Genomic DNA, 23,344 nt, shown 5'->3' with positions numbered 1-23,344 from the left:
AGAAAGATCCGGCTTTAGCCGCGGTGGCAATCCCGTGCCACGAATGCCAATGGCGGGCACACACGTTCTCATTGACCCGCCCGATCTACCAACTACCCAGTACCGAGCCAGAATCTACTTCGGGGGCTGCTGCGGTGGCGGGGGTTGCTGGCCGCCCGACTGCTTTTTCTGCTGATCGGTGGTGGGCAACTCCTGGCCTTCGTAGGTGATCTTCACCTTGGATCCGAAGCGCTTGTAGTTGGTGTACTTGACGATCTCGCGGATGCGCACGTCGCCGGTGGAGAAAGCCAGGGTATCTTCGGCGCGGGTGTAAGTGGGGAACCAGTAACGTCCGTCGATCTGCTCGCGGTAGGTGGTGAAGCGGGGGAAGAGGTTCTCGTCCTGCTTGGTCTTGATGCGGTCGGGGACGGTCTTGCCGTAGGTCTTCACGATCTGGAAGTCGGTGTCGTCCACCCAGATGCGGCCGTCGAAATACCGCTGGTTCTTCTCGATGGTGCGGGGCGAGATGTCGAAGACGTAGCAGTGCAGCTCATCCTGGTCCTGCTGCCCGAGGTAGTTGATGGTGTACTGGCCGACCTCGTCGCTGGTGAGCACGAAGGGGAGGCGGTTGCGGATGTCGTCCAGGTCTTCCTTGGTGATCTGGATGCGCTGCAGCGTGTTCGCGGGCGCGAACTTGACGTTCTCGATGCGGCGGCCGCGGTCGTCGAAGGTCACGTCGAATACTTCGCGGTAGGTGCCCTGGTCCTCCGGGGTCATGACCGTGACGTCCTGGGTGTAGGTGTAGTTTTCGCGCGCCTGCTTGAATTCCTTTTCCTTGGCGGCGAACTGATGGACGATCTGGTCCACCGTGATGCCCTTGGGCGGGGCGGGATCGAGCGGCCCTTCGCCCTGCTGGGCGGATGCGGCCATCGCGGTGAGGAGTACAAGAATGCCTGCCAGAATGAGCTTTCTAGTCATGTTGGGTTGTCCTGGATCTCTCCATTTTAGATGCGAGCAGCAGGTGAGGGTTGCTGGTGAAGTACTCAGTACTCGGTACTCAGTGCTCAGAAAAAGCCCGCCACTGACAAGCGGCAACTAGTCCGTTAGACTAATCGGTTTTGCCGGAGGCCTTATGGTACGCCGTGTTGCCGTGCTCGCGCTCTTGTTCGTCCCTCTGCTCTGCCTGGCGCAAGCCAAGCGCCCGTTCACCTTCGAAGACATGATGAATCTTAAACGCGTCGGCGAGCCGATAGTTTCGCCCGAAGGCAAATGGGTGGCTTTCAGCGCCGTGGAGGTGAACCTGGCGGAGAACAAAAAGACGCCCCACCTGTGGATCGTTCCCCTTTCGGGCGGGGAAGCCCGCCAGCTTACCTCGGGGCAGGCGGGCGAGGACCGTCCGCGCTTCTCGCCCGAGGGGCTGCGCCTGGCGTATGTGTCGGCGGTGGAGGGCAGCTCGCAGATCTGGACGGTCGGGTTCGAACCGGCGACGGGCACGCTGACCGGCGAGCCGAAGAAGATCACGAATATCTCGACCGAAGGCGAGGGGGAGATTTGGTCCCCCGACGGCGCCAGCATCTTGTTTGTCTCGCAGGTCTATCCCGACTGCAAAGACGACGCCTGCAACAAGAAGAAGGATGAAGAGCGCGCCAAGTCGCCGGTCAAGGCGTCAATCTTTACCCGGCTTTTCTACCGTCACTGGAATCATTATTACGAAGGCAAACGCAGCCACCTGTTCGTGGCGCCGGCGGAGGGCGGCGAGGCACGCGACCTTACGCCCGGCGACCACGACGTCCCACCGTTCGCGCTCGGCGGGCAGGACAGGTACGCCTTTTCGCCGGATGGAAGAGAAGTCGCGTACACCAGCAATGTCGACGAGGTCGAGGCCACCAGCACGAATAACGAGATCTTCGTTGTCCCAACCGCCGGCGGCAAGCCGAAGAAGATCAGCGTCAGCAAAGGAAGTGACAGCACCCCGCTGTACTCGCCGGACGGCAAATATATCGCTTGGCGCATGCAGGTGAGGCCGGGGTACGAGGCCGACCGCTTCCGGCTGGTGATCTACAACCGGGCGACGGGAAAGATCACGAACCTGACGGAGCAGTTCGACCGCTGGGTGGGATCGATCGTGTGGGCACCGGATTCCAAGCGCCTGTACTTCACGGCCGAGGACAAAGGAGAGTCGCCGATCTACACCGTCCCGGTGAAGGGTGGCAAAGTGCAAGAGGTCGTGCGCGGACACAACGACGATCTGGCGGTGACGCCGGATGGCGAGGCGCTCGTTTACAGCCGCGTATCGGCCATGGCGCCGAGCGAGATCTACACGCTGCCGCTCGACAGCAAGAGTGCCGTCGCGCTCACGAAGATTAATGAGCCGGTGTTGTCGAAGGTGACTATGCAGCCGCTGGAGCCCTTCTGGTTCACCGGCTCCCAGCAGGTGAAGGTGCAGGGGTTCCTGGTCAAGCCGCCCGATTTCGACGCCAAGAAGAAATATCCGGCGAAGTTCCTGATCCACGGCGGGCCGCAGGGGGCGTGGGGAGATTCGTGGTCGTACCGCTGGAATGCGGAGCTGTTCGCCGCCAACGGATACGTGGTGATCATGGTGAATCCGCGCGGCTCGACGGGATACGGACAGAAGTTCATCGACGACATCAACGGCGACTGGGGCGGCCGCGTGTACCTGGACCTTATGCTGGGACTCGATTACGCCGAGCGCAAATATCCCTTCATCGACAAGACGCGGGAGTGCGCGCTGGGCGCCAGCTACGGCGGGTACATGGCGAACTGGCTGGAAGGCCATACCACGCGCTTCAAGTGCCTGGTCTCGCACGACGGCATGTTCAACTCCGAGTCCGCCTGGGGCTCCACCGAAGAGCTGTGGTTCAACGAGTGGGAGTTCCGCGGCACGCCCTGGACCAACCGCGCGCTCTACGAGAAGTGGTCGCCGCACATGTACGCCAACGCTTTCAAGACCCCGATGCTCGTGGTCCACAGCCAGAAAGATTACCGCCTGGACGTCAGCGAAGGATTTCAACTCTTCACCACGCTGCAACGGATGAAGGTGCCGTCGAAGATGCTCTACTTCCCCGACGAGGGACACTGGGTGCTCAAGCCGCAGAACTCGCAGCTCTGGTGGAAGACGGTGAATGACTGGGTGGACCAGTGGACGAAGAAATCGCCGGGAACGCCGTGATCGCCGGGGTCGCCGGGAACTGCTGAAGCATTTTGGGAGAGCCGATAGACACTGGGGTAGTACAGACGGGGTCCGAGATCCTTCGCTCGGGCTATAGCCCGAGCTCAGGATGACAGTGCCCTAATCCTTCGCAGTACTTATTGGGTGGTCCCCACCGGCGGAGAGATACGCGCCCGCCAGCAACAGCAGGCCGGAGAGGAAGGCCCACATGATCAGCGTCACGGAGACGGAAAAGGGGCCATAGACCTCGGGGAAATTCAGCCAGGGTAGGAGCAGGATGTAGAGGTACTTCGCCATCTCCCACAGCAGGCCGACGTAGACCGCAGCCGAGAGCGCCGCGCCCGGCGGCACCTTCCCGTTGGGGAGGAGCCAGTAGATCAGAAAGAAGATGGCGATGGTGGCGATGGCGGCGAAGACCTTGGCGAATAATAAGGTGACCGCATCGGTCGTGAATGAGTAGCGTCCGGCGATCGCCTGGATCAGGGCGCGGTTGCCGGCGGTCAGGGCGATCGAAAGCAAGGCCAGCACGCCGGACACAAACGCCAGTCCCACCGAGACCAACTGGTTTTTCCAATAGGGGCGATTCTTGGGGAAGCCCCACACCTGGTTGAGCGCGACCTCCAGGGGCAGGAATACGCCGGTGGACGTGACCAGCAGGATGAACAGGGAGATGAAGGCCGCTCGATTGTGGGAATAGGCGATGGCCTTGATGTTGCGAATGACGAAATCCTGGTTGGTGGGCAGGTAGTCATGGAGAAGTTGCTCGACCACCTGGCGCATAGCTGCCGAATGGAACACCTTGCGGATCACCACCAGCATCAGCACCATGAACGGGAAGAACGACAGGATGACGTTGGCGGCCACCGAGAAAGCGTAGGTGTGGACCTCGGTGCGCAACAGGTACCGGGCCAGGGGCATGGTCCGCCGGCCCATGACTCTGACGATGGAACTCTTGTGCGCCTGGACGGTTGCGGGCGCAGGCGCGGGGGCCGGCGCCGGTGGAGTTTCGGTCGCCATTTACTAGAATCGTAACATCCCGCCGGGTGCCTGGCCCCGCCCGGGTGGCTACGCTTGCCACTTGCCAAGAAGGTTAGTTCCTGAATATGATGCGGCGCAGTTCCCGCAAGGGAATAGCCTGGCCAGAAGGCCAGCGGATTTGGGTTGGTGTTTTTGTACGCAGTCGAACTTCCAGCAAGAGATTTGGGTCGCCGCAGAGCTTGTTGAAAAGCTTGCCCGGCGGCCTTTTCCATTTGCCCGGAAGCTCGAGGGGTTCAAAGCAACAACCTCTTCCCGGACCGGCCACAACCGGCGAGGGTTCAATCACAGAGCTGAGGCGAAAGGAGTGTCGTTGTGAGAGAGAAGGGAACAGTGAAGTGGTTCAACGGCGCCAAGGGCTACGGATTCATCCAGCGCTCTACGGGTGAGGACGTGTTTGTGCACTTTTCCGCCATCCAGGAGCAGGGCTACCGCACGCTGAACGAGGGAGAGACTGTTGAGTTCGACCTGCTCAAGGGACCCAAGGGCTTCCAGGCGGCGAACGTCACCCGCGGATAATCGGGACGCGGTCCTTGGGATCTCTACCCAATCCGCTGAAAAACCCTTCCCGGCTGGGAAGGGTTTTTTGTTGAAGTCAGCATGAGGTCACAGACACAAATGCCTCTGGTTGCGGCTGATCGCGCACCTACGAGAACAGCTCTCCTCACCAACTATCGCCGAACTCCGGGCCTGGTCACGATTCCGAGGGGCGTTCATGCCGTTGCAAAGAACGGCCCGCCTACGCCCCTGGGTTGACCTGGGAACACCTGCTGGACCGGAGGTACGGTCATGCCGGTCCCTAATGCTCGACGGTGAAGTAGATCCGGGTGGTAGCGCGGTACTGGGTGATCTTCTTGCCGTCGATCTCCACCTCCAGTTCCGAGACCCGCGCCCACTTCAAGCCGTGCAGCGTCTTGGCGGCTTCCGCAACCGCATTCTCCGCTGCCTTAGTGAAGCTCTCCTTGGAAACTCCCACTACGTCGATCACCTTCTGTGCCATGGCATCCTCCTCATTGGTCAGTCTCAAGGCAGGGGCCGTGGTCCGCAGTGACCGCACTCACCGTCCGTCGTGACCGGGGCAGAGTCGGCCTTCACTCTGCATATGTATCGCTAAGCGGATGATTCGTACGAGCCGCGGCTCAGAGGAAGTGGGGGCGGGCCAGGCCGGCCGGCGCCAAGACGCCGCTTGCCATGAAAACATTTCAACACGGGCTTAGAGTCTGAACCGCTTGCGGATGGAACCGAGCGTTCCCAGTAGCCCAGTCGCCAGGAGCGTCAACGTCCCAGGCTCTGGCACGACGACGTCACCATCGGAGAAGAACTGCGCGGTGAACCCCTGAGCTTGCAAACCGGGATCAAGATACATCGTGGCGTCGAACACGCCCCCTTGACCCTCGGGCAGGAATATGGCTCCCTGGCTGCCATATGCTGCCGGGAATCCCTCGATGTCTGAATTAAAGGATAGGTAGAGTGTGCCATTTATGCTGCCAACCCCGAAGATGTCGCTGTACGACCCATCCGGCTCGACCAGGGTTGTGGCGTTCGCATATTGGTTAGGATCGATCAACCCAGAAACATTAATGAAGTAGATCTCGTTCGGATCCTCCAAGGCCTCAGTCACGGAAATCGAGTAGGCCACATTCCCTGCCGGGTCGAATACAGTCAAGGAATCGGAAAGAGTGTCCGCTATAGCGGGCAACGCGACAATCATCACGCTGGCGAGCAAAGTCCCGATCATCCACCGGTTCATCAGAGGCTCCTACAACACAGTCCAACTGTTTGGGCTGCAATTCCGATTCCAAACGGTGCGATAAGAAACAAAGCCCTTACAGGACAAGCCGTACATACCTGAGCCCGACTTCTTGCACATAGGTTGCAAAAGTTTGCAGTTCCTTCCTACTGCAAACCGGCCTGGGTCAGCTTCACCGCGCAAAACAGGCCGGCTCCGCATGGCGCGGCAGCACCGGTGTCGAGCGTCCCGAAGTACACGCTGGCGGCTTGCGACGACGCACTGTTGTTGTCCACGATTGCACCACTGGTACCGCCTATCTCGTTGGGGGCGATGGCGGTGGCGGTCGTGGCATTGGACACGATCGGACTGGTGATGTCCCACATTGCCATGCGGTCGGCGGCCAGCGCGGGGAGGATCTCAACAATGGCCAGGTTGAACCGGTCTGCGATGGGGGCGGTGTCGTTGATGGTCACCGATGTGCCCGAGACCGGGGTCGGTGCGCTGCGGCGCTGCACCCAATAGTCGTCGTTTACGCTGGATTGGTACTCATGGATCATCACCTGGTTCGGTCCCAGGGTGCGCGGGGTCCCGTTGTCGAAGTCATCGCCCACTCCGAAGACCCAGGAGTGATCGCGCGTCGTGACCAGGGAGGCGGTGGGCGCGCCACTTGCTGCACTGGCTGCCGTGCTAGCCCCGATCGCGTTCGACCCGCCGAATCCCGAGGTCTCGATCCCGGTAAATGTCATGACGGTCATCGACGCGGCGACTACCTGGTTCAGGGTTACAGTCACGGTGACGCTGCTCAATGCGCTGGGCGCGAAAGCCCGCCAGATCTCCGCGGTTCCCAACTGGGCGTCAGCGCGCTTGACCAGCGCCCAGGTCAATCCCGCCCCGGTCACGGTGGTCACCGTGGCCGTACCGGCCCCGCCGCTGATCTGGTCGGTGGAAATGAATGCCAGCAACAGCTCGTTTCCCGCCGTCGTCGAGAATGCCGCCGTGGTCACGGTGGTGCCGCCCGGGTTATGGTCCACGGACACGGTCTGGTCGATGGCGACACCCGCTTGGCCGCCCATCCCTACGAACAGCCGGTCCTTCGTGCCGTCGAAGAACTCGCTCGCCGGCGAGCAAGTGCCCGCCGGAGTCGAGCCGGAATCCAGGTTCGTGTCGTCGGACATCGCGGGTGCAGCATTCATCGTGCCGCTGACGCCGAAGGTGATCCGGTACAGAGCGCGCTTGGCGGCGGCGCTGGCTTGGGTTCCGCAGGCGTAAAGCGATCCCGCCGACGGGCCGCTCGCGAAATACGCGTTGTCGAATGCGCCCTCGTAAATGGCGTTCTTAGGCGCCGCGCCGGTAGGGACGGGCCCGATCGCGGCGTCCACCTTCGACGCCAGCGAAACCGGCATCTGGGAAACGATCGCGTTGGTGTTGGCCACGTTGTGGCTGGAGAAGGCGTACACAAAGCCGAAGCTCACGTCTACCGTCACCGGACGAACGATGGAGCCCGCGGTTCCTGCCACCTGGATCTGGCCGGACGCGGTGAATGAACCTGCGCCGGGCTTGAAGCCGTAAATGGACTGTCCGTCGGACACAAACACTTTGCCGGAAACCGGGTCATACACTGGGGCCGTCAGCTTCGTGCCGGCTGAAACCGTGATGCAGTAGTCCACCGCGGGCGTTCCAGAGAACACATTCTTGATGCGATACAGGATGCCGTTGTCGGCGGTTACATAGGCGAGGCCGCCGGTGTAGTCGAGGAACGGCGAGGAATAGGTGGACTTGGCCGGACTTGCCGCGCAGCCCGGAGCGGCGCTCGCGGTGTAATCGAGGCTGGTCACCGATGAGCCGCCGGCGCCGGGTGCAACCGCCCCATTGGTCGCATTGCTCCCCTGCCCCGCAACCCATGTGAGGACGTGAAAGAGGACATTGCTCCCGTTCTCCAGGAACACCACTTTCTTGCCGTCCAGCGACAAGGCCGGCGAACCTGTCGCCGGGCCCGTACCCACCGCGTATGACCAGAAGAATGTCGGGTTCGCCATGGCACACAACGGGCCGCCGCTTCCAGAGTAGAGATTGTTCAAGGCCACGATATTCGCCTGGGCGCCGGCGGCGGCGGCTGCCGCCACAGGGAACACGGCGAAATCATTGGCACAGCTCGGCGCCGCGTTGACATCGAAGGCGAACTTGGCGGGAGATTCGGCGACCGGCATGCCCGCCGTGGGGCCCAGGGAAACCGCCCAGTCCCGGTGCATTGTCTTGCTGCCACGATTCACTGGTCTGCTGATTGCCGCCGCTTCCTTACTTGGGCCCAAGAGCCATCGGCTGCGCGCCAGCCAATTGTGCCAGTTCCGGACATCGTTGGCGGAAGCAGCCGCTGCCGCTGGGGACGCGCCGTTGGTGAATATGGTGTGCTGATGACTCCAGTCCTGAGGAAGGGAAAGCCGCCGGCTGCCCGCAGTGGGCGCCTGCGCGAACAGCGGTAGCGTGGCGAAGGCGATCAGCAGAAAAGCAGACAGTGTTCGTTTCGCACCCAGCGCGTTTGTCAGAAACATAGACTCCACGATGCGACAGCAGGTCCTGGAATCGGGGGAGGCCTTGCCCTATTCTAGGCGCACTCCGCCGGGATTGAGACGCGCAAAAAGAAGGCGTACCTGTTCCGGCAGCCTCTGATCGCCGTGGCAGGATTCATTCGCCGCTGCGAATGGCAGCCACAGATTCTCCTCGAAAGGACTTGCACTACCATCAGGGCCGCCTCGTACCCATATTGGGGCGCTTGTTACCGTTTCCCTGAATTCGCGGTCGCGCAGGTCGGATCGACCAAAGTCTGCGCCAGATGGAGATTCCCACTCACTAGCGATGCACGGGCACTGCGGGCGGACCTGCGATCCGAGGTGACGCTGATCCACTATTGGACTTCGAGGGAGACCAGATCCCCGTCCGCTTTGCCGCCGGGCTTGTAATTGACCAGCACCTTGCGGTTTGTCCAGCCGCAGGAGAACTCCTCGGGGCCGATCAGGATCAGCTTCCTGGTGTCGGGAGTGAGCATGGTGAGGGTCCTGGCGCCAGCAAGCACGCGAAGGGTCGCCGAGGGCGGCTGGGAGCAATCGACGGTGACCAGAAGCCCGCGCAGGTATTTGATGGGCCTTGTGTCAGGAGCGGCCTCGACTGGCTTCTCGGGCTCGCGTTCGATCTCCTCTTTGCTGCGCCGCCACTGCGGTGCGTCATAGCTCTCCGGGACCTTGTGGCGGCCGGCGGCGGCGGTCTCGGCGATGGCCCTTTCGGCCCGCGCCAGTTGCTGCTCGGCGACCACGGAGATGCTCCGGTCAGGGCTGCCCTTCAGCCGTTCCAGGATGGGCTTGGCGTCGGCCCAGCGATTCGCCATCAGGTAGGCGCGGGCGAGGTTCAGGGAGTAATTCTCGGTGCGGGGGCTGAGGTCGGCTGCCTTCTTGCAGTTGGTGATTGCGGCCTCGGAGTCGCCCTCAATCATGTTGGCAAAGCCCAGGATGCTGTAGGCGTCGGCGAAGTTGGGATCGAGTTGGATGGCCCTCGCCAGGTCCTTCTTCATCTCGGAAAGCTGCTCGCGAGGCGATCGCCCTGCGAGCATGGCCTGACGCGCGACCACCAGCGCGGAAAAGTAGTACACACGCGGGTCGGTGGTGGAAAGCCGGGCCGCCTGGCGGAAATGTTCCCCGGCGCGGTCGAAGTCGTCCTGGTGGAGGTAGGCGTAGCCCAGCCCGCGGTGCGCGGTGGCGTTGTCCGGCTGTGCCTTCAGGATGTCTTCGAACTCCTTGACTGCTTCTTCGTGGTGGTCGGGCGAGTGCAATTTCACGTCGGCGAGGGTGGCCCGCGCATCGAGCGGCGCGATGGGAGCCGCGGTGAAAGTGCTCATGTCCACCTGCTCGGCGAGCTGGCCCTTCCAACCCACCGCGCGGTTCATGCGGAGATAGGTCGCGATCTCCTCGTCAAACTTCTTCACGTCCATCCCGAAGGCCTGCTGCACGGCCTGTTCGATGGGCACATGCTGATTGTTGACCAGGAGAAAATACTGGCCGGTCTCCTTCATCTTCTTTCGGTCGTAGAGGTAGTGCACGGTAAGCCAGGACTGGGCGTAGAAGAGGTGCCGCGAATCGCCGCTCTTGTTGTAGGTCTCGGATTGACGAGAGACCGCGAACAACTGCTTCGCCGGCATGAGGCGGTTGGACTGGAGGGTGTAGGCGACGCCCTGGGGCGCTCGCCCGACCGCGTACGAGTTCTTGTCGATCTCCATGCTGCCCAGGAACTCGGCGAAACCTTCGTCGAACCAGGCGGCGGTCGGAGGGAAATTGCCGTTGAGCAGCTGGTGCGCGTACTCGTGAAAGACGACCTCCCAGCCGGCCTCCGAGGAGAGGTCGATCAGGATGAAGCTGCGGTCCTCTCCCTGCTCGAACAGGCCGGCCACTTCCACCGGTTTGCCCTGGAAGAGTGGGACGTAGGGGCGCATCTCCTTCCCGTTGCGGAAGCCGACGATCTCCAGAGGCACGGGGAGGCTGACGTACTTCCTGTTGAAGAGCTGGCCGAACACGGCGCGCATCTGCTCGAAGCGCAGAGCGATCTCGCGGCCGCGCTTCTCGCCGCCGTCGGTGATGACGGAGAAGTGAGGCGATTTGACCTCCACCCACTCCTGGGCCGGCGCGGGGATCGAGAGCCAGGCGACGACGGAAGCGGCCAGGAAGAGGCGTGCAAATCTGGACATTGCAGGGCCCTTCGGATCAAGTTCTCTCGAACAGCAGAATCTTACAACTTCCGCTGGCGGCGGAGCGCGGTCGCGCGCAAAAGAACAGGGCCCCCGTTTCCGAAGACCCCAGAGAGAAAGAGAGTCAATGCGCCTATGTGATCTCTACTCGGCGGGAGGCAGGATGCCCTCCGCCTTGCGGATGACGTCCAGTTGCGACGGGCTGAGCGCCAGGAATTCGAAGCCGTGATGGAAGCCGTGCCGGTAGCGGACCAGCGCCCGCATTCGCATCGACTGGGTGTGGCCGGGAAGCGTGAACTCCAGGGTAACCACTTCGTTCGCGGGAAGCTCTCCGGCCAAGACGGCGCCCAGGCCACCTTCGCCCAAGTGGCGGCAGCGGCCGTTCAGCGTCTCCTGCTTGCCGTCCTGCTCGCGGACGATGACCAACCGGATGTCCAGTTGGTAGCGGTTGAACCGCCGGTGCCGTCTCCAGTCAGTGTGTGCTGGGGGTTTTGCGATCGCCGTGGCCGTCCCCTGATCCCGTTCCATGCTCCTGCCGGGTAATAGAACGTTGATTGAGCGAACAGTGTACCGTCTCTTCCAGGCGCCGCAACGCCCATTTTGCGTGACTGGAAAGGTTCTCCTCGGCGCTGGCCGCCAATTCGCGCAGGAGGGGGATCAACCTGGCGTCGCCGCTATTGCCCATGGCGACGACCGCATTGCGCCGCAGCCCCGCGCGCTTGGCGCGCATGATAGGAGATCCGCGGAAGCGCCGGCGGAATTCTTCGTCGGTCATCCCCGCCAGCCACTCCAGGGCGGGATTCAGCAGCTCGGGCTGCGGCTGGAAGTCGGCCAGTGTGGTCACCGGCGCTTTTCGGTTCCAGGGACAGACTTCCTGGCAGATGTCGCAGCCGAAGACGTGACGGCCCATCTCCGGGCGCAGGTCCTCGGGGATCTCGCCCCGCTTCTCGATGGTGAGATACGAGATGCACCGGGTGGCGTCCAGTTCATGCGGACCGATGAAAGCGTTGGTGGGGCACGCGTCCAGGCAGCGCGTGCAGGAGCCGCAGCGGTCCGGCGCCGGGAGGTCGGGCTCGAGTGCGAGCGATGTGAGGATCACGCCCAGAAAGAGCCACGAGCCCAGCTTCTGGTCGATGATGCAGGTGTTCTTGCCGATCCAACCCACGCCGGCGTACTTGGCGTACACGCGCTCCACCAGCGGGCCGGTATCGACGTAGCAGCGCGTCTCAACCGCCGGAGATGTCTTGCGCAGTCGAGTTTCGACCAAGCGCAGGCGCGACACCACCACCTCGTGATAGTCGGCTGGCTTATCGGCGCCGCCCCATGCGTAGCGCGAGATCCAGCCGCGTCCCGGCTCCGCGGGATCGCCGGAATACGGCTGCGCGCTGTTGTAGTTCAGCGCACAGACGATCACCGAGCGCGCCCAGGGCGCAACATGCTCCAGCGCGGCACGCTTCAACTGTCCTTGGTCGTTGCGCCCTTCCAGGTAGCGCATCTCGCCGCCATAGCCCGCCTCGACCCAGCCAGGGAAGTAGTCGAGCTCCGGCGAGCTCCCGGCCGGAGCGATGCCGCAGAGGTCGAACCCAGCCTCGCGGGCTGCGTGCTTCACGCCTTCGGCAATCTCGCTCGTGGACGTCATGGAAAAGCAAAACGCGCCGTCGCCGGCGCGTGCACTTGGCCAGATGGCCCGATGGCTAGATCCCCAGCTTCTTCACTTCCTCGTTGTAGTACTTGCGATAGAGGATGTCCCACTCCTGGGTGCCTTCCAGGATGGTGCGCCGCTGGTTCTCGATCTTCTGGCGGGCCGACTGGTCGATCTTCATCTCTTCTTTCAGCAGTTCCTCGAGGATGCGCCGCAGCTCCAGCCGGATGGTGTTGCGGTCCTCGATGAACTCGACATTCTCCATCTGCACCAGGGCCTCGGTGGCCACCTTGGCCAGCACGTTCATCTTGTCGCGGCTGATGCGGATGCCGGTGTTCTCGATCCGGGTCGTCTCGACTCTCATAGCACTGCCCTGTATTTGCGCACCAGCTCGTTCTTCACCTTCTTGAACATCTCCTGGTAGCTGGCGCCGGTCTTGCGCATCTCCTCCTGGTACTGCTCCAGGATGACCCGTACCTCGTCGTTGATGCGGTCCTCCAGCGAGAGTTCGTCGACCATGGCTGCGTTCAGCTTGTCGGCGACCGCCTGCTTATTGGCAGTCTCGATAAACTCGGCCTGGATCAGTTTGTCGGTGATCTGCCGGGCCAGGTAGCCCACGTAATCCTTGGAGAAGATCATCTGTTTGCGCCAAAAGCTGCTATCGAACTGAAAATTCTAACACAGTGAAACCCGGGAGGCAGGGCGCAGGAGATTCCGCGCCGGCCACTTGCGTCCTGCTTCCCTCCGCCCTCACACCGTGTTAACCTCAGCCCTCACCACGGAGGGTTCATGGAAGCTCTGGGACTGATTGAAACCAAGGGCCTGGTGGGCTCGATCGAAGCCGCCGACGCCATGGTGAAGGCCGCCAACGTCACGCTGGTGCACAAGGAATACATCGGCGCCGGCTATGTGACGGTGATGTGCCGGGGCGACGTGGCCTCGGTCAAGGCGGCCACCGACGCGGGCGCCGCCGCTGCCCGCCGCGTGGGCGAGCTGGTCAGCGTGCACGTCATCCCGCGGCCGCACGGCGACCTCGACGCCGCCATGCCCATGCTCACCGGCAAAGCGCCGGCCGCGAAAAAGGGCTCGCTGGGATAGGTTCTGATCGGGTAATCGGGGGATCTGAGGATCGGGGGATCCGATCCCGGCGATCCCGGCGATTCCCCGATCCGCCGATTGTCTGTGTCTTCCACTCCCCAAGCCGCTGAGAGCAAGGACGCCCGCTCCGTCGCCGAGGCGCGCGAGCTGGTGGACCGCGCCTACGCCGCCTACCAGCAGTTCCAGAACTTCACCCAGGAGCAGGTGGACCGCATCATCGACGCCATGGCGGACGCCGCCACGGCCAACGCCGAGAAGCTGGCGCGGATGGCCGTCGAAGAGACCGGCTACGGCGTGGTCGCCGACAAGGTCCAGAAGAACCTGTTCTCCTCCCAGCGCGTGTACGAAGCGGTGCGCGCCATGAAGACGGTCGGCGTGATCCGCGAGGACAAGGCGCAGGGGATCATCGAGGTGGCCGCACCGGTGGGCGTGGTGGCCGCCATTTTGCCCTCGACCAACCCGACCTCGACCGCCATCTACAAGATCCTGATCGCGCTCAAGGGCCGCAACGCCATCGTGCTCAGCCCGCACCCCACCGCCTTCAAGTGCACCTGCGAGACCACCAACATCATGCGCGACGCCGCGCTCCAGGCGGGTGCGCCCGCCGACGTCATCTGCTGCTTCACCACGCCCACGCTCGCCGGGACGCAGGAACTGATGAAGCACAAGCGCACGTCGGTGATCCTGTCCACCGGCGGAATGAGCATCGTGCGCGCCGCCTACAGCTCCGGCAAGCCCGCCTATGGCGTTGGCCCGGGCAACGTACCCGCGTTCATCGACCGCAGCGCCGATGTGGCGAAAGCGGTCGCCGACGTGGTCTTCGGTAAGACCTTCGACAACGGCACCATCTGCTCTTCGGAGCAGGCGATCGTGGCGGAAGAAGCGATGCGGGAACAGATCCTCGCCGAGCTCAAGAAGAGCGGCGCGCACTTCCTGAAGCACGACGAGATCGACCGCCTGAGCAAGCAGATGGTCAATCTCGAGACCCACACCATCAATCCCAAGTTCGTGGGCAAGTCGGCGCGCAAGGTAGCCGAGCTGGCGGGGTTCCAGGTGCCTGAAGGGACTCGGGTCCTGGTCGCGGAACTCAACGGCGTGGGGCGTGAATACCCGCTCTCTGCGGAAAAGCTCTCCCCGGTGCTGGCGCTGTACTTCGCGCGCGACCGAGCGACCGCGTTCGAACTTTGTTATTCGCTGCTGCGCTTCGGCGGGCTGGGTCACACCTGCGCCATCCATGCGAAGGATGACCAGGTGATCCGCGAATACGGCCTGCGCATGCCGGCCGGACGCATCGTTGTGAACTCGCCTGCGCCGCAAGGCTCCATCGGCTCTTCGACTAACTTATTCCCGGCGATGACGCTGGGTTGCGGCGCGCCGGGCGGCAACATCACCTCAGACAACATCTCGCCCCTGCACCTGATCAACCTGAGGCGCGTGGCCTACGAGGCGCGGCCCGTCACCCGCGCGCCTGCGGCGGTGGTCACCGCGCTTGCGCCATCCATGGCTGAATGTGCGTGCAAGCCGGAACCGGCGATGGCGGCCCCGGCGCACGTGCCGGCGGAGGACCTTGGGGCGACCGAACGCGTCGCGGTCGCGCGCGCCATCGAGCGCTTCCTGGCGCGCAAGGGAGCCGAACAGCCGGCTCCGGCCCCGGCGCCGTCGGCTCCTGCGGCGGAGAAACCTGCTCCTGCTGCCGTGCGTCTTAAGCCTCGCCCGGTGGACTTCGTCAGCGAAGCCGAGGTGCGTGACGCGATGAAGCGCAAGGAGAAGATCCTGGTCGGCAAGAAGACCATCATCACGCCCGCGGCCCGCGATCTTGCGGCGCAGCACGACATCTTTGTCAAAGCGGATTAGCAACCAGATCCCCGGCGAAGACGAATTTTCTTCGCTGGGGTGTTAGCGCGCGGCGCTGCTAAGTGATAGCCTCAACGGTTAGAGCCAGCATGCAGGACGATCTCACAACCCTGAAAGACGACATGACGGCCTTCATCGTGGGCCACGGCATGCGCCGCTTCCACGGCTACGTCAGCGAGGACGTCGCCAGCGTCATGTGGGATTCCAGCGAAAACCCCGACGCGTGGAAGGACCTGGTCGAGCTGGCCAAGGCCTCGGAATCGCCCTTCGTGACCATGAGCGACGTCGTCCTCGACAAGGAAGACCTCGACTTCCTGATGGAGCGGCTGAGTTCCGCCGCCTACCCAGACGACGAGGACATGGAAGAAGCGCGCTGGCTCAAGTCGTTCGTGGGCAAGACCGGATTCATCCAGATCGGCCTGCCCTACCAGGGGATCATGTTCCTTTTCGAGGCCTCCACCGACTGGTACGACCGCTACCAGCGGCTGGTGGACCTGGCCGAGGAGATCGGCGGCTTCGTCATCGACGAGCCGGATACCGACGAAGAGGACTAGCCGTGCGCTGGCATGTGCGCTCGGCCGATCCCGCTGTGGTTGATCAACTTTCCTCACAGGCCGGAATTCCACCACTTATCGCCCGCCTGCTTGCGCTTCGCGGCGTGAACACGGTGGTAGACGCCCAGCGCTTCCTCGCGCCGCGCCTCGAGCACCTGCACTCGCCTTACCTCATGCACGGGATGCGCGCCGCGGTTGAGCGCATCCGCGCCGCGCTCGCCGGCAAAGAGACCATCCTGATCTACGGCGATTACGACGTGGACGGCACTACCGCCATCGTCATCCTGAAGACGGCGATCGAGCTTTTGGGTGGCGCCTGCGAGTTCCACGTGCCGCACCGCATCCGCGAAGGCTACGGGATGAAGGACGACGTCATCGAGCGCGCGGCTTCCGCCGGTGTGCGGTTGATCATCAGCGTGGACACCGGCATTCGCGCTTTTGCCGCCGCCGAGACTGCCCGCCGCGTGGGCGTGGACCTCATCGTCACCGATCATCACCTGCCCGAGACCAACGAGGGAGTGCCCGAAACCTTCGCCGTTCTCAACCCCAACCAGCCCGGCTGCGAGTACCCCTGCAAGGCGCTGTGCGGAGCCGGAGTCGCGTTCAAGGTGGTGCAAGCGCTGCTCGAGGGCACGGAGTTCGAGCGCCTGCTCCCCTCGTTCCTGAAGATGGTGGCCATCGCCACCATCGCCGACGCGGTGCCGCTGACCGGCGAGAACCGGGTCATCGCCAGGCTCGGGCTCGAGGGGCTGCGCGACCCGCGCAATGCGGGCCTCAAGGCGCTGATCGAAGTCGCCGCGCTCGACGTCTCCAGGCGCGTGAAGGCGGGCGATATCGCTTTCCGCCTGGCGCCGCGCATCAACGCCGCTGGTCGAATGGACATCGCCCAGGATGTCATCGACCTCTTTTGTTGCAACGACGCCGCGCGTGCAAGAGACATCGCGCTCAAGCTCAACCAGCTCAATTCCGACCGCCAGCAGGAGGAGCAGAGGATCGTCGAGGAGGCGTGCGCGCGCATCGACGGCGACGCCGCCCTGCGCGAAGCGTTCTGCATCGTGGTGGAGGGAGCCGGCTGGCACCGCGGCGTCATCGGCATCGTCGCCACGCGGGTGGTCGTGCGCTACCACCGGCCTGCGCTGGTCGTCTCCGTGGAGGGCGAGGACGCTTACGGATCGGGCCGCTCGATCTCCGCTTTCCACCTGCTGGAGGCGCTCGAATCCTGCGGCGAGCTGTTCACGCGCTTCGGGGGACACGCCCACGCGGTCGGCTTTGCCCTTCCGGCGAAGCGTGTCGCGCAGCTCCGCTCTGGCCTCGACACCTTCGCCCGAACGCGCCTTACGCCGGCGGACTTCGTGCCCTCCCTCGAACTCGATGGTGAGCTCTCGCTCGACCAGGTCACGCCGGACCTCTACCAGTCGCTTTGCGCGCTCGAGCCCTACGGCATCGAGAATCCCGAGCCCGTGTTCCTGACCCGCGGCCTGCGCCTGGTCCAGCCGCCCCGGGTTTTGAAGGAGAAGCACATCAAGCTGCGCCTGGCGCAGAATGCCGCGGGTGCCCCACCCAAGCCCGGTTTTGGCTTGGGTGGGTTCCGCGCCATCGATGCGCTGGGTTGGCGCATGGCCGAGCGTCTCCAGCAGGAAAACTTCCTCGTCGGCGATCTGGTGGACGCCGCCTTCACCGTGGACATGAACGACCACCCCGATTTCGGCGGTCTGCAACTCTCGATCGAAGATGTGCAGAAAGTGGCCGTGACCACGGCGACTCGCTAGGCGCGCTCCCTCCTGCGGCCTGCATCCTGCTCCCTGTAAGATAGCCACGTGGCCTTCGATCTCCAGCGCCTGCGCAAATGGCTCGGCATCGGGATCGTGGCGGTGATCGCCGTGGTCGCTCTGTTCGTCCTCTACGGCCGCTACCGCATCCGCCGCGCCGTGCAGGAGCTCCCCCAGAAGATGGGCGTGGACGTGAAGCAAAGCACCGAAGGCTTCACCCTCTCCAAGTCCGAGGGCGGGCGCACCCTGTTCACCATCAGCGCGAAGAAGGCGGTGCAGTACGAGCAGGGAGGCCGCGCCGAGCTGCACGGCGTAAACATCGTGGTGTACGGCCGGGAAGCGGACCGCTTCGATCAGATCTACGGCGCCGATTTCTCCTACAATCCGTCATCCGGCGACATCCAGGCGAAGGGCGAGGTGCACATCGACCTCGAGTCGGACACTTCCGGTCCAGTCCGCCCCGACCAGGCGCCGCCCAAGGAATTGAAAAACCCCATCCACCTGAAGACCAGCGGCGTGGTGTTCAATCAGAAGACCGGTTTCGCCGCCACCAATGAGCTGATCGATTTCCGCGTGCCGCAGGCCACCGGCACGGCCAAGGGCGCCACCTACGACTCCAAGAACAATGTCCTGGTCCTGCGATCCGCCGTGCGCCTGAGAACGGCCGGTCCCGAGAGCGCGAACATCACGGCCGAGCGCGGCATCATCAGCAAGGATCCGCGCCGGGCCGTGCTCGACGTCGTGCACCTGGAACGCGCCAACGGCTCCCTCGATGCCGGCCAGGTAACGGTGTTCCTGCGCGACGACAACAGCGTCGACCACATGGTCGCCACGGGCGACGTCCGCGCTCGCGGTCGCCAGAATTCGACCGTGCGCGCTCCGCGGGCGGAGGCATTCATGTCGGCCAACCTCCTCCGCCATGCAGTCCTCTCCGGCGGCGTGACCTTCGACCAGGGAGGCCCCTCTCCTTCCCATGGCACGGCCGGCCGCATCCTGCTCGACTTCGGACCGCACGATCAGCTCGCGAACATTCGCGCCGTGGACAAGGTGAGCCTGACCGAGCAGCAGAAGAGCTCGGGGCACTCGCCGCAGGTCGTGGAGATCGCTGCCCCTGCGATCTCCAGCTCGGTCTCAGGCGGCAAAATGGGGCGCGCCCAGACCAGCGGCGCGTCGCAGATCTCGATCCGGCCGCTGGATCCGATCCCCGCCCACCCGACCGATGCGGACGCCACCACCGTCATCACCGCGGGACAGTTCGACCTGGTCTTTGAAGGCAACCACATGAAGCAGCTGCACGGCTCGCCGGACGCCCGCATCGTCTCTTCGGTACCCGGCCAGCCCGACAAGGTCAGCACCAGCCGGGATCTCACTGCTGCCTTCGATGCCGGCGGAGGCATCTCCAGCCTGCTCCAGGTCGGCGACGTCCATTACATCGAGGGCCAACGCACGGCCACGGCCCAGCGGGCCCGCTACTCGCCGGGCGACGGTGTTCTGGTGCTCACCGGCGCACCGCGCGTCAGCGAAGGCGGTCTCCAGACCACCGCGCAGACCATCCGCTTCGAGCGCAGGTCCGGTGACGCCACCGCCGAAGGGGATGTCAAGACCACCTACAACGAGCCGCGGCAGCAGCCGGGAGGCGCACCGCCCGCTGCGGGGGCGATGTTCTCCAGCGGCGACCCGATCCACGTGACGGCCGCATCCATGCTGGCCCACCGCGCCACCGCGACTGCGCGCTATACCGGCGGTGCGCGCCTGTGGCAGGGCGCCAATATCGTGCAGGCCCCTGTCATCACGTTCGATCGCGATCACCACGACGTGCTCGCGCAGGGGTCGGCGTCACAGGCGGTTTCGACCGTCTTCGTCCAGACGGACAAATCAGGCAAGCTCACGCCCGTCAATGTCAACGCTTCCCGGCTCACCTATACCGAAGCGCTGCGCAAAGCGCGTTTCGAGGGCGGCGTGATCGTGAAGGGGGCCGACCTGACGGTCCAGGCCGACCACGCCGATGTCTTCCTGCTGCCGCGTGCAGCCAAGACCCAGGCCGCGGGTCCGTCGGGGGTCTCGCAGGTGGAGCACATGGTCGCGGAAGGCCACATCGCGATCACCGAATCCACCCGCACGGCCCGCGGCGAACGGCTGACCTACAACCCGGCGGACGGCAAATTCGTCCTTACCGGGGGTCCTCCGAGCATTTTTGATGCCGAACATGGCACCATTTCGGGCGATTCGTTGACCTTCTTCAGTCGCGATGATAAAGTTGTGGTTGGAAGTTCTGGTTCGTCCCGCACGGTCACACAGACGCGAGTCACTAAGTAGATGCAGACCCTGGCGACTGACGAGATCGGTAAGAGTTACCGTGGTCGGAGGGTAGTGAATGGCGTCAGCCTCCACATCAGCCAAGGGGAAGTCGTAGGTCTTTTGGGCCCCAACGGGGCCGGAAAAACCACCACTTTTTACATGATCGTGGGGCTCACTCCGCCCGACACGGGCCGCGTTCTGGGCGATGGTGTCGATATCACGACCGTCCCTATGTATTTGAGGGCACGGAACTTCGGCATCAGTTACCTCCCCCAGGAACCTTCGATCTTTCGCAAATTATCGGTCGAGGAGAACATCCTGGCGGTGCTGGAGGCGCAGCCCATCTCCTGGCACGAGCGCCGCGAGCGCATGGAGAAGCTGATCGACCAGCTCGGTCTGGGGCACATCCGGCGCAGCCGCGGACATTCCCTCTCCGGCGGCGAGCGCCGCCGGGTGGAGATTGCCCGCTCTCTCTGCATCCAGCCGGCGTTCATCTTGCTGGACGAGCCCTTTTCGGGCATCGACCCGATCGCCGTGCTCGACCTTCAGAAGATCATCTTCGACCTGAAGGCCAGCGGCATCGGGGTGCTCGTCACCGACCACAACGTCCGCGAGACGCTGTCGGTCACGGATCGCGCCTACATCATCAATGAGGGCCGGATCTTCCGCGCCGGTACTCCGGAACAGTTGGGCAGTGATCCGGAGGTCAAGCGGGTGTATCTGGGCGAGAGTTTCTCGCTGGTCTGAGGGCCGGCAAGGTTTGCCGAGGCGGCCACGTATTGCCCGGAAAACAAGGGATTTAGCTCCGGCGAACCGTAACAGTAATGGTTACGAACGTTTCTTCAGGCGGGGTCTTCCCGCTGGATTGCAAAGGGAAACTGTAGTACTTTCCGCATCGGTAGCACATGGTCCTGCTGCAGCACAAGCTGAACGTCAAGCTGTCCCAGAAGCAGATCCTCACACCGGGGCTCGTGCAGATGGTCAGTGTCCTGGCTCTGAATAAACTGGAGCTCAAGGACATGATCAATGAGGAGATGGTCGAGAACCCGGTGCTGGATGAGCTCGACACCGAGGTTCCCCTGCTTGACGAAGTCGCCGGCAAGGAGGTCGAGAAGGACCGCCTGCTCAGCACCGAGGCCCCCGCCCCCGAAGCTGAGAAGACGGACCCGTTCGACGAGATCGATTTCGGCTCCTACTTCCAGGACTACCTCGACCCGGGCTACCGCAGCCCCGCCTCGGAAGTGGTGGAGAAGCCATCGTTCGAGAATTTCCTGTCCACGCCGACCACGCTCACCGACCATCTGATGTGGCAGGTCAGTTCCATGATGTTGCGGGCGCCGGTGCGTGAAGCCGCGGAACTGATCATCGGCAACCTCAACGAGGATGGCTACCTGACAGCCAGCGAGGAAGAACTGCTGGGCGCTCCGCCGGAGCATGTGGAACTCGAGGAAGTCTCTTCGGAGGCTCCGTCCAGCGAAGAAGCCGACGCCATCCTGCGCGCCGCACTGGGCCTGAATGGCGGCCACACGGCGCAATCCACCGCAGCCGCGGTCCTTCCCGGGATCGCGGCGGAAACCAGCCCGTTTGGCGTAGCCACCGAAATCGCTGCCCCCGAGGAAGCCGAAGCCGAGCCCCATGCCGCGGAGGTCGTCTCCATCGACCATGGGCGGCACCATCACCACGTCGCGGCGGACGCTCCCGGCTCCACACATTTCTCCAAGCCGAGCTTCAACCGGGAAGAGCTGCGGGAAGCCCTCGATCTGGTCAAGCAGATGGACCCGGTGGGCGTGGGCTCGCGCGACATGCGCGAGTGCCTGCTGGCCCAGCTCCATCACCAGCAGCACCTGCGCCAGCAGCAGGGCCTGAACGGCGAACTGGAACGGACCATCTGCGACGCCACCACCATCGTGCGCGACCACCTGCGCGCCCTCCAGTTGAAGCAGTACAAGGAGATCGGCAAGGCCATCGACCGGCCGCTGGAGGCGGTCATGACCGCGCTCGACTACATCAAGACGCTGGATCCGCGGCCGGGCCTGCGCTACAACAAGGTGGAGACACGCCTCATCGAGCCGGACGTCTTCTTCGTCAAGCAGACCGACGACTACGTGGTGCTGATGAACGAGGACGACCTGCCGCAGCTTCGCCTGAACCCGACCTACAAGAAGCTTCTCAGCCGCGAGAATGCGGAGAAGGAAGTCCGCACCTACGTCAAGGAACGCTACAAGTCGGCCATCCAGCTCATCAAGAACATCGAGCAGCGCAAGCAGACCATCCTGAAAGTCTGCTACGCCATCATCGGGCGGCAGCGCGATTTCCTGGACCGCGGCATCGACCAACTGAAGCCCATGATGATCAAGGAGGTCGCCGAGGAGATCGGGGTGCATCCTTCGACCGTCAGCCGCGCCGTGGCCAACAAGTACGCGCACACTCCCCAGGGCGTCTTCGAGCTGCGCTATTTCTTCAGCGAGAGCGTGCAGGGCCCGGAGGGCGGCGGGACGTCGCTGCTCATCCTCAAGCGCCGGGTGAAGAAGCTGATCGAGGATGAGGACCCGCTGCGGCCCCTCACCGACGAGCAGATCACGCGCATCCTGCAATCGCAGGGCATCCAGGTCACGCGCCGCACGGTGGCAAAGTATCGCGAAGATATGAAAATACCAAGTACGCATCAGAGGAGGGTGAAGAATTAAGTTTCAAGGTTACGAAGTTTCAAGGTTTCACGTGAAACCTCGAAACCTGAAAGAGGAGATTGAAGAACTGAGCGGGCCAGGCGTGAAAGCCCCTCAGGCAAGAAAAAAATGCAGTCTAGCCGCCTGAAGCACCGGGCGACTCCGAAGTGAGAAACCCCTGGGTTTCGATGTCCAGTGGATGGGATAGGGCCCCAGGGTTCAGGAGGAGTCAATGAACGTTGACTATACCGGCAGGCAATACGAAGTCACTCCCGCACTCCGCAAGCAGATCGAGAACGGCCTCTCCAAGATCGAAAAAATCCTGAGCACACATTTTGATACGCACGTGATCCTCTCGGCGGAAAAGCACCGCCACATCGCCGAGATCACGGTCAGCGTGCGCAATCACAACATCGTGGGCGTCGCCGAGGCGACCGACATGACGGCCGCCGTCGGCCAGGCCCTCGATCGCATCGAGCGTCAAGCGGTCAAGTACAAGACGCGCTGGAGGTCGAAGAAACGCCAGGCACGCAAGAAATGGAACGGCGAAGCCAGCGTCGCGGAGCAGCAGCTCGCGGTCGGCGCCACGGTCACCACCGCCGTTCCGGTGGTGGTGCACGCCTTTCCTTCCATCGTGCGCACCGCTGAGGCCCACGTTACTCGCGCCGACGATGCCGTCGCGCTGCGCCCGCTGACTCTCGAAGAAGCGATCAAGGAGGCCGAGTTCCGCGATCGCGACGTCTTCGTCTTTCGCGACAACAAGGGCCGCGTCAAGGTGCTGCACCGCACCAAGGACGG

General features: G+C 63.4%; 20 protein-coding genes. 10 read left to right on the top strand and 10 right to left on the bottom strand.

Annotated elements, in window-relative coordinates; genetic code table 11:
* Positions 1-114: 114 nt before the first annotated feature.
* Entirely contained in the window at positions 115-909 is a 795-nt protein-coding gene (locus LAN37_14560; GenBank protein ID MBZ5648433.1) for a hypothetical protein, read from the bottom strand.
* Positions 910-1,111: 202 nt separating this feature from the next.
* On the opposite strand from LAN37_14560, the gene LAN37_14555 reads away from it, so the two are divergent.
* A complete protein-coding gene (locus LAN37_14555) occupies positions 1,112-3,169 on the top strand; it encodes a S9 family peptidase (protein MBZ5648432.1) in 2,058 nt (685 codons plus the stop codon).
* Positions 3,170-3,289: 120 nt separating this feature from the next.
* Here LAN37_14555 and LAN37_14550 read toward each other — a convergent pair whose 3' ends face one another.
* Positions 3,290-4,102, bottom strand: coding sequence for a YihY/virulence factor BrkB family protein (locus LAN37_14550; protein MBZ5648431.1), 813 nt, complete (start codon positions 4,100-4,102; stop codon positions 3,290-3,292).
* A gap of 417 nt (positions 4,103-4,519) precedes the next feature.
* On the opposite strand from LAN37_14550, the gene LAN37_14545 reads away from it, so the two are divergent.
* Positions 4,520-4,723, top strand: a complete 204-nt coding sequence (locus LAN37_14545) for a cold-shock protein (protein MBZ5648430.1) — start codon at positions 4,520-4,522, stop codon at positions 4,721-4,723.
* A 280-nt stretch (positions 4,724-5,003) separates the two neighbouring features.
* Here the strand turns inward: LAN37_14545 and LAN37_14540 are convergent, their stop codons facing one another.
* From LAN37_14540 to LAN37_14505, 8 genes are all read right to left on the bottom strand, one after another.
* Positions 5,004-5,204: a dodecin family protein gene (locus tag LAN37_14540; GenBank protein MBZ5648429.1), complete on the bottom strand. Its 201-nt coding sequence runs from the start codon at positions 5,202-5,204 to the stop codon at positions 5,004-5,006.
* Between the two features lie 213 nt (positions 5,205-5,417).
* Positions 5,418-5,954, bottom strand: a complete 537-nt coding sequence (locus LAN37_14535) for a PEP-CTERM sorting domain-containing protein (protein ID MBZ5648428.1) — start codon at positions 5,952-5,954, stop codon at positions 5,418-5,420.
* Between the two features lie 146 nt (positions 5,955-6,100).
* Complete coding sequence (locus tag LAN37_14530) at positions 6,101-8,185, bottom strand: hypothetical protein (protein MBZ5648427.1); 2,085 nt, start codon at positions 8,183-8,185, stop codon at positions 6,101-6,103.
* Between the two features lie 653 nt (positions 8,186-8,838).
* Positions 8,839-10,665, bottom strand: a complete 1,827-nt coding sequence (locus tag LAN37_14525; protein MBZ5648426.1) for a tetratricopeptide repeat protein — start codon at positions 10,663-10,665, stop codon at positions 8,839-8,841.
* Between the two features lie 144 nt (positions 10,666-10,809).
* Positions 10,810-11,193, bottom strand: coding sequence for a PilZ domain-containing protein (locus LAN37_14520; GenBank protein MBZ5648425.1), 384 nt, complete (start codon positions 11,191-11,193; stop codon positions 10,810-10,812).
* Positions 11,138-12,304 (bottom strand): tRNA epoxyqueuosine(34) reductase QueG, encoded by a 1,167-nt coding sequence (gene queG, locus LAN37_14515; GenBank protein MBZ5648424.1) that lies wholly within the window; start codon positions 12,302-12,304, stop codon positions 11,138-11,140. Before queG ends, LAN37_14520 begins: the two co-directional genes overlap by 56 nt.
* 55 nt (positions 12,305-12,359) lie before the next feature.
* Positions 12,360-12,635 (bottom strand): DUF507 family protein, encoded by a 276-nt coding sequence (locus LAN37_14510; protein ID MBZ5648423.1) that lies wholly within the window; start codon positions 12,633-12,635, stop codon positions 12,360-12,362.
* A gap of 32 nt (positions 12,636-12,667) precedes the next feature.
* The gene (locus LAN37_14505; protein MBZ5648422.1) at positions 12,668-12,946 is read right to left on the bottom strand and encodes a DUF507 family protein; all 279 of its coding nucleotides are present in this window, start codon (positions 12,944-12,946) and stop codon (positions 12,668-12,670) included.
* 150 nt (positions 12,947-13,096) lie between these two features.
* Between LAN37_14505 and LAN37_14500 the strand changes: the two genes are divergently transcribed.
* The 8 genes from LAN37_14500 to raiA all read left to right on the top strand — a co-directional run.
* Entirely contained in the window at positions 13,097-13,405 is a 309-nt protein-coding gene (locus tag LAN37_14500) for a BMC domain-containing protein (protein MBZ5648421.1), read from the top strand.
* An 84-nt stretch (positions 13,406-13,489) separates the two neighbouring features.
* Positions 13,490-15,259: an acetaldehyde dehydrogenase (acetylating) gene (locus tag LAN37_14495; protein MBZ5648420.1), complete on the top strand. Its 1,770-nt coding sequence runs from the start codon at positions 13,490-13,492 to the stop codon at positions 15,257-15,259.
* An 89-nt stretch (positions 15,260-15,348) separates the two neighbouring features.
* A complete protein-coding gene (locus LAN37_14490) occupies positions 15,349-15,813 on the top strand; it encodes a hypothetical protein (protein ID MBZ5648419.1) in 465 nt (154 codons plus the stop codon).
* Between the two features lie 2 nt (positions 15,814-15,815).
* A complete protein-coding gene (gene recJ, locus LAN37_14485) occupies positions 15,816-17,582 on the top strand; it encodes a single-stranded-DNA-specific exonuclease RecJ (GenBank protein MBZ5648418.1) in 1,767 nt (588 codons plus the stop codon).
* 48 nt (positions 17,583-17,630) lie between these two features.
* Complete coding sequence (lptC, locus tag LAN37_14480) at positions 17,631-19,898, top strand: LPS export ABC transporter periplasmic protein LptC (GenBank protein MBZ5648417.1); 2,268 nt, start codon at positions 17,631-17,633, stop codon at positions 19,896-19,898.
* Entirely contained in the window at positions 19,899-20,627 is a 729-nt protein-coding gene (lptB, locus tag LAN37_14475) for an LPS export ABC transporter ATP-binding protein (protein ID MBZ5648416.1), read from the top strand.
* 158 nt (positions 20,628-20,785) lie between these two features.
* The gene (gene rpoN, locus LAN37_14470) at positions 20,786-22,567 is read left to right on the top strand and encodes an RNA polymerase factor sigma-54 (GenBank protein MBZ5648415.1); all 1,782 of its coding nucleotides are present in this window, start codon (positions 20,786-20,788) and stop codon (positions 22,565-22,567) included.
* A gap of 211 nt (positions 22,568-22,778) precedes the next feature.
* Positions 22,779-23,344, top strand: a 566-nt coding sequence (gene raiA / locus LAN37_14465; protein ID MBZ5648414.1) for a ribosome-associated translation inhibitor RaiA, incomplete at its 3' end; no start/stop codon positions are given.

The sequence above is a fragment of the Terriglobia bacterium genome (assembly GCA_020073495.1).
Taxonomy (GTDB): Bacteria; Acidobacteriota; Terriglobia; order Terriglobales; family Acidobacteriaceae; genus JAIQFD01.
This window is presented reverse-complemented; position numbering and strand designations above follow the sequence as displayed.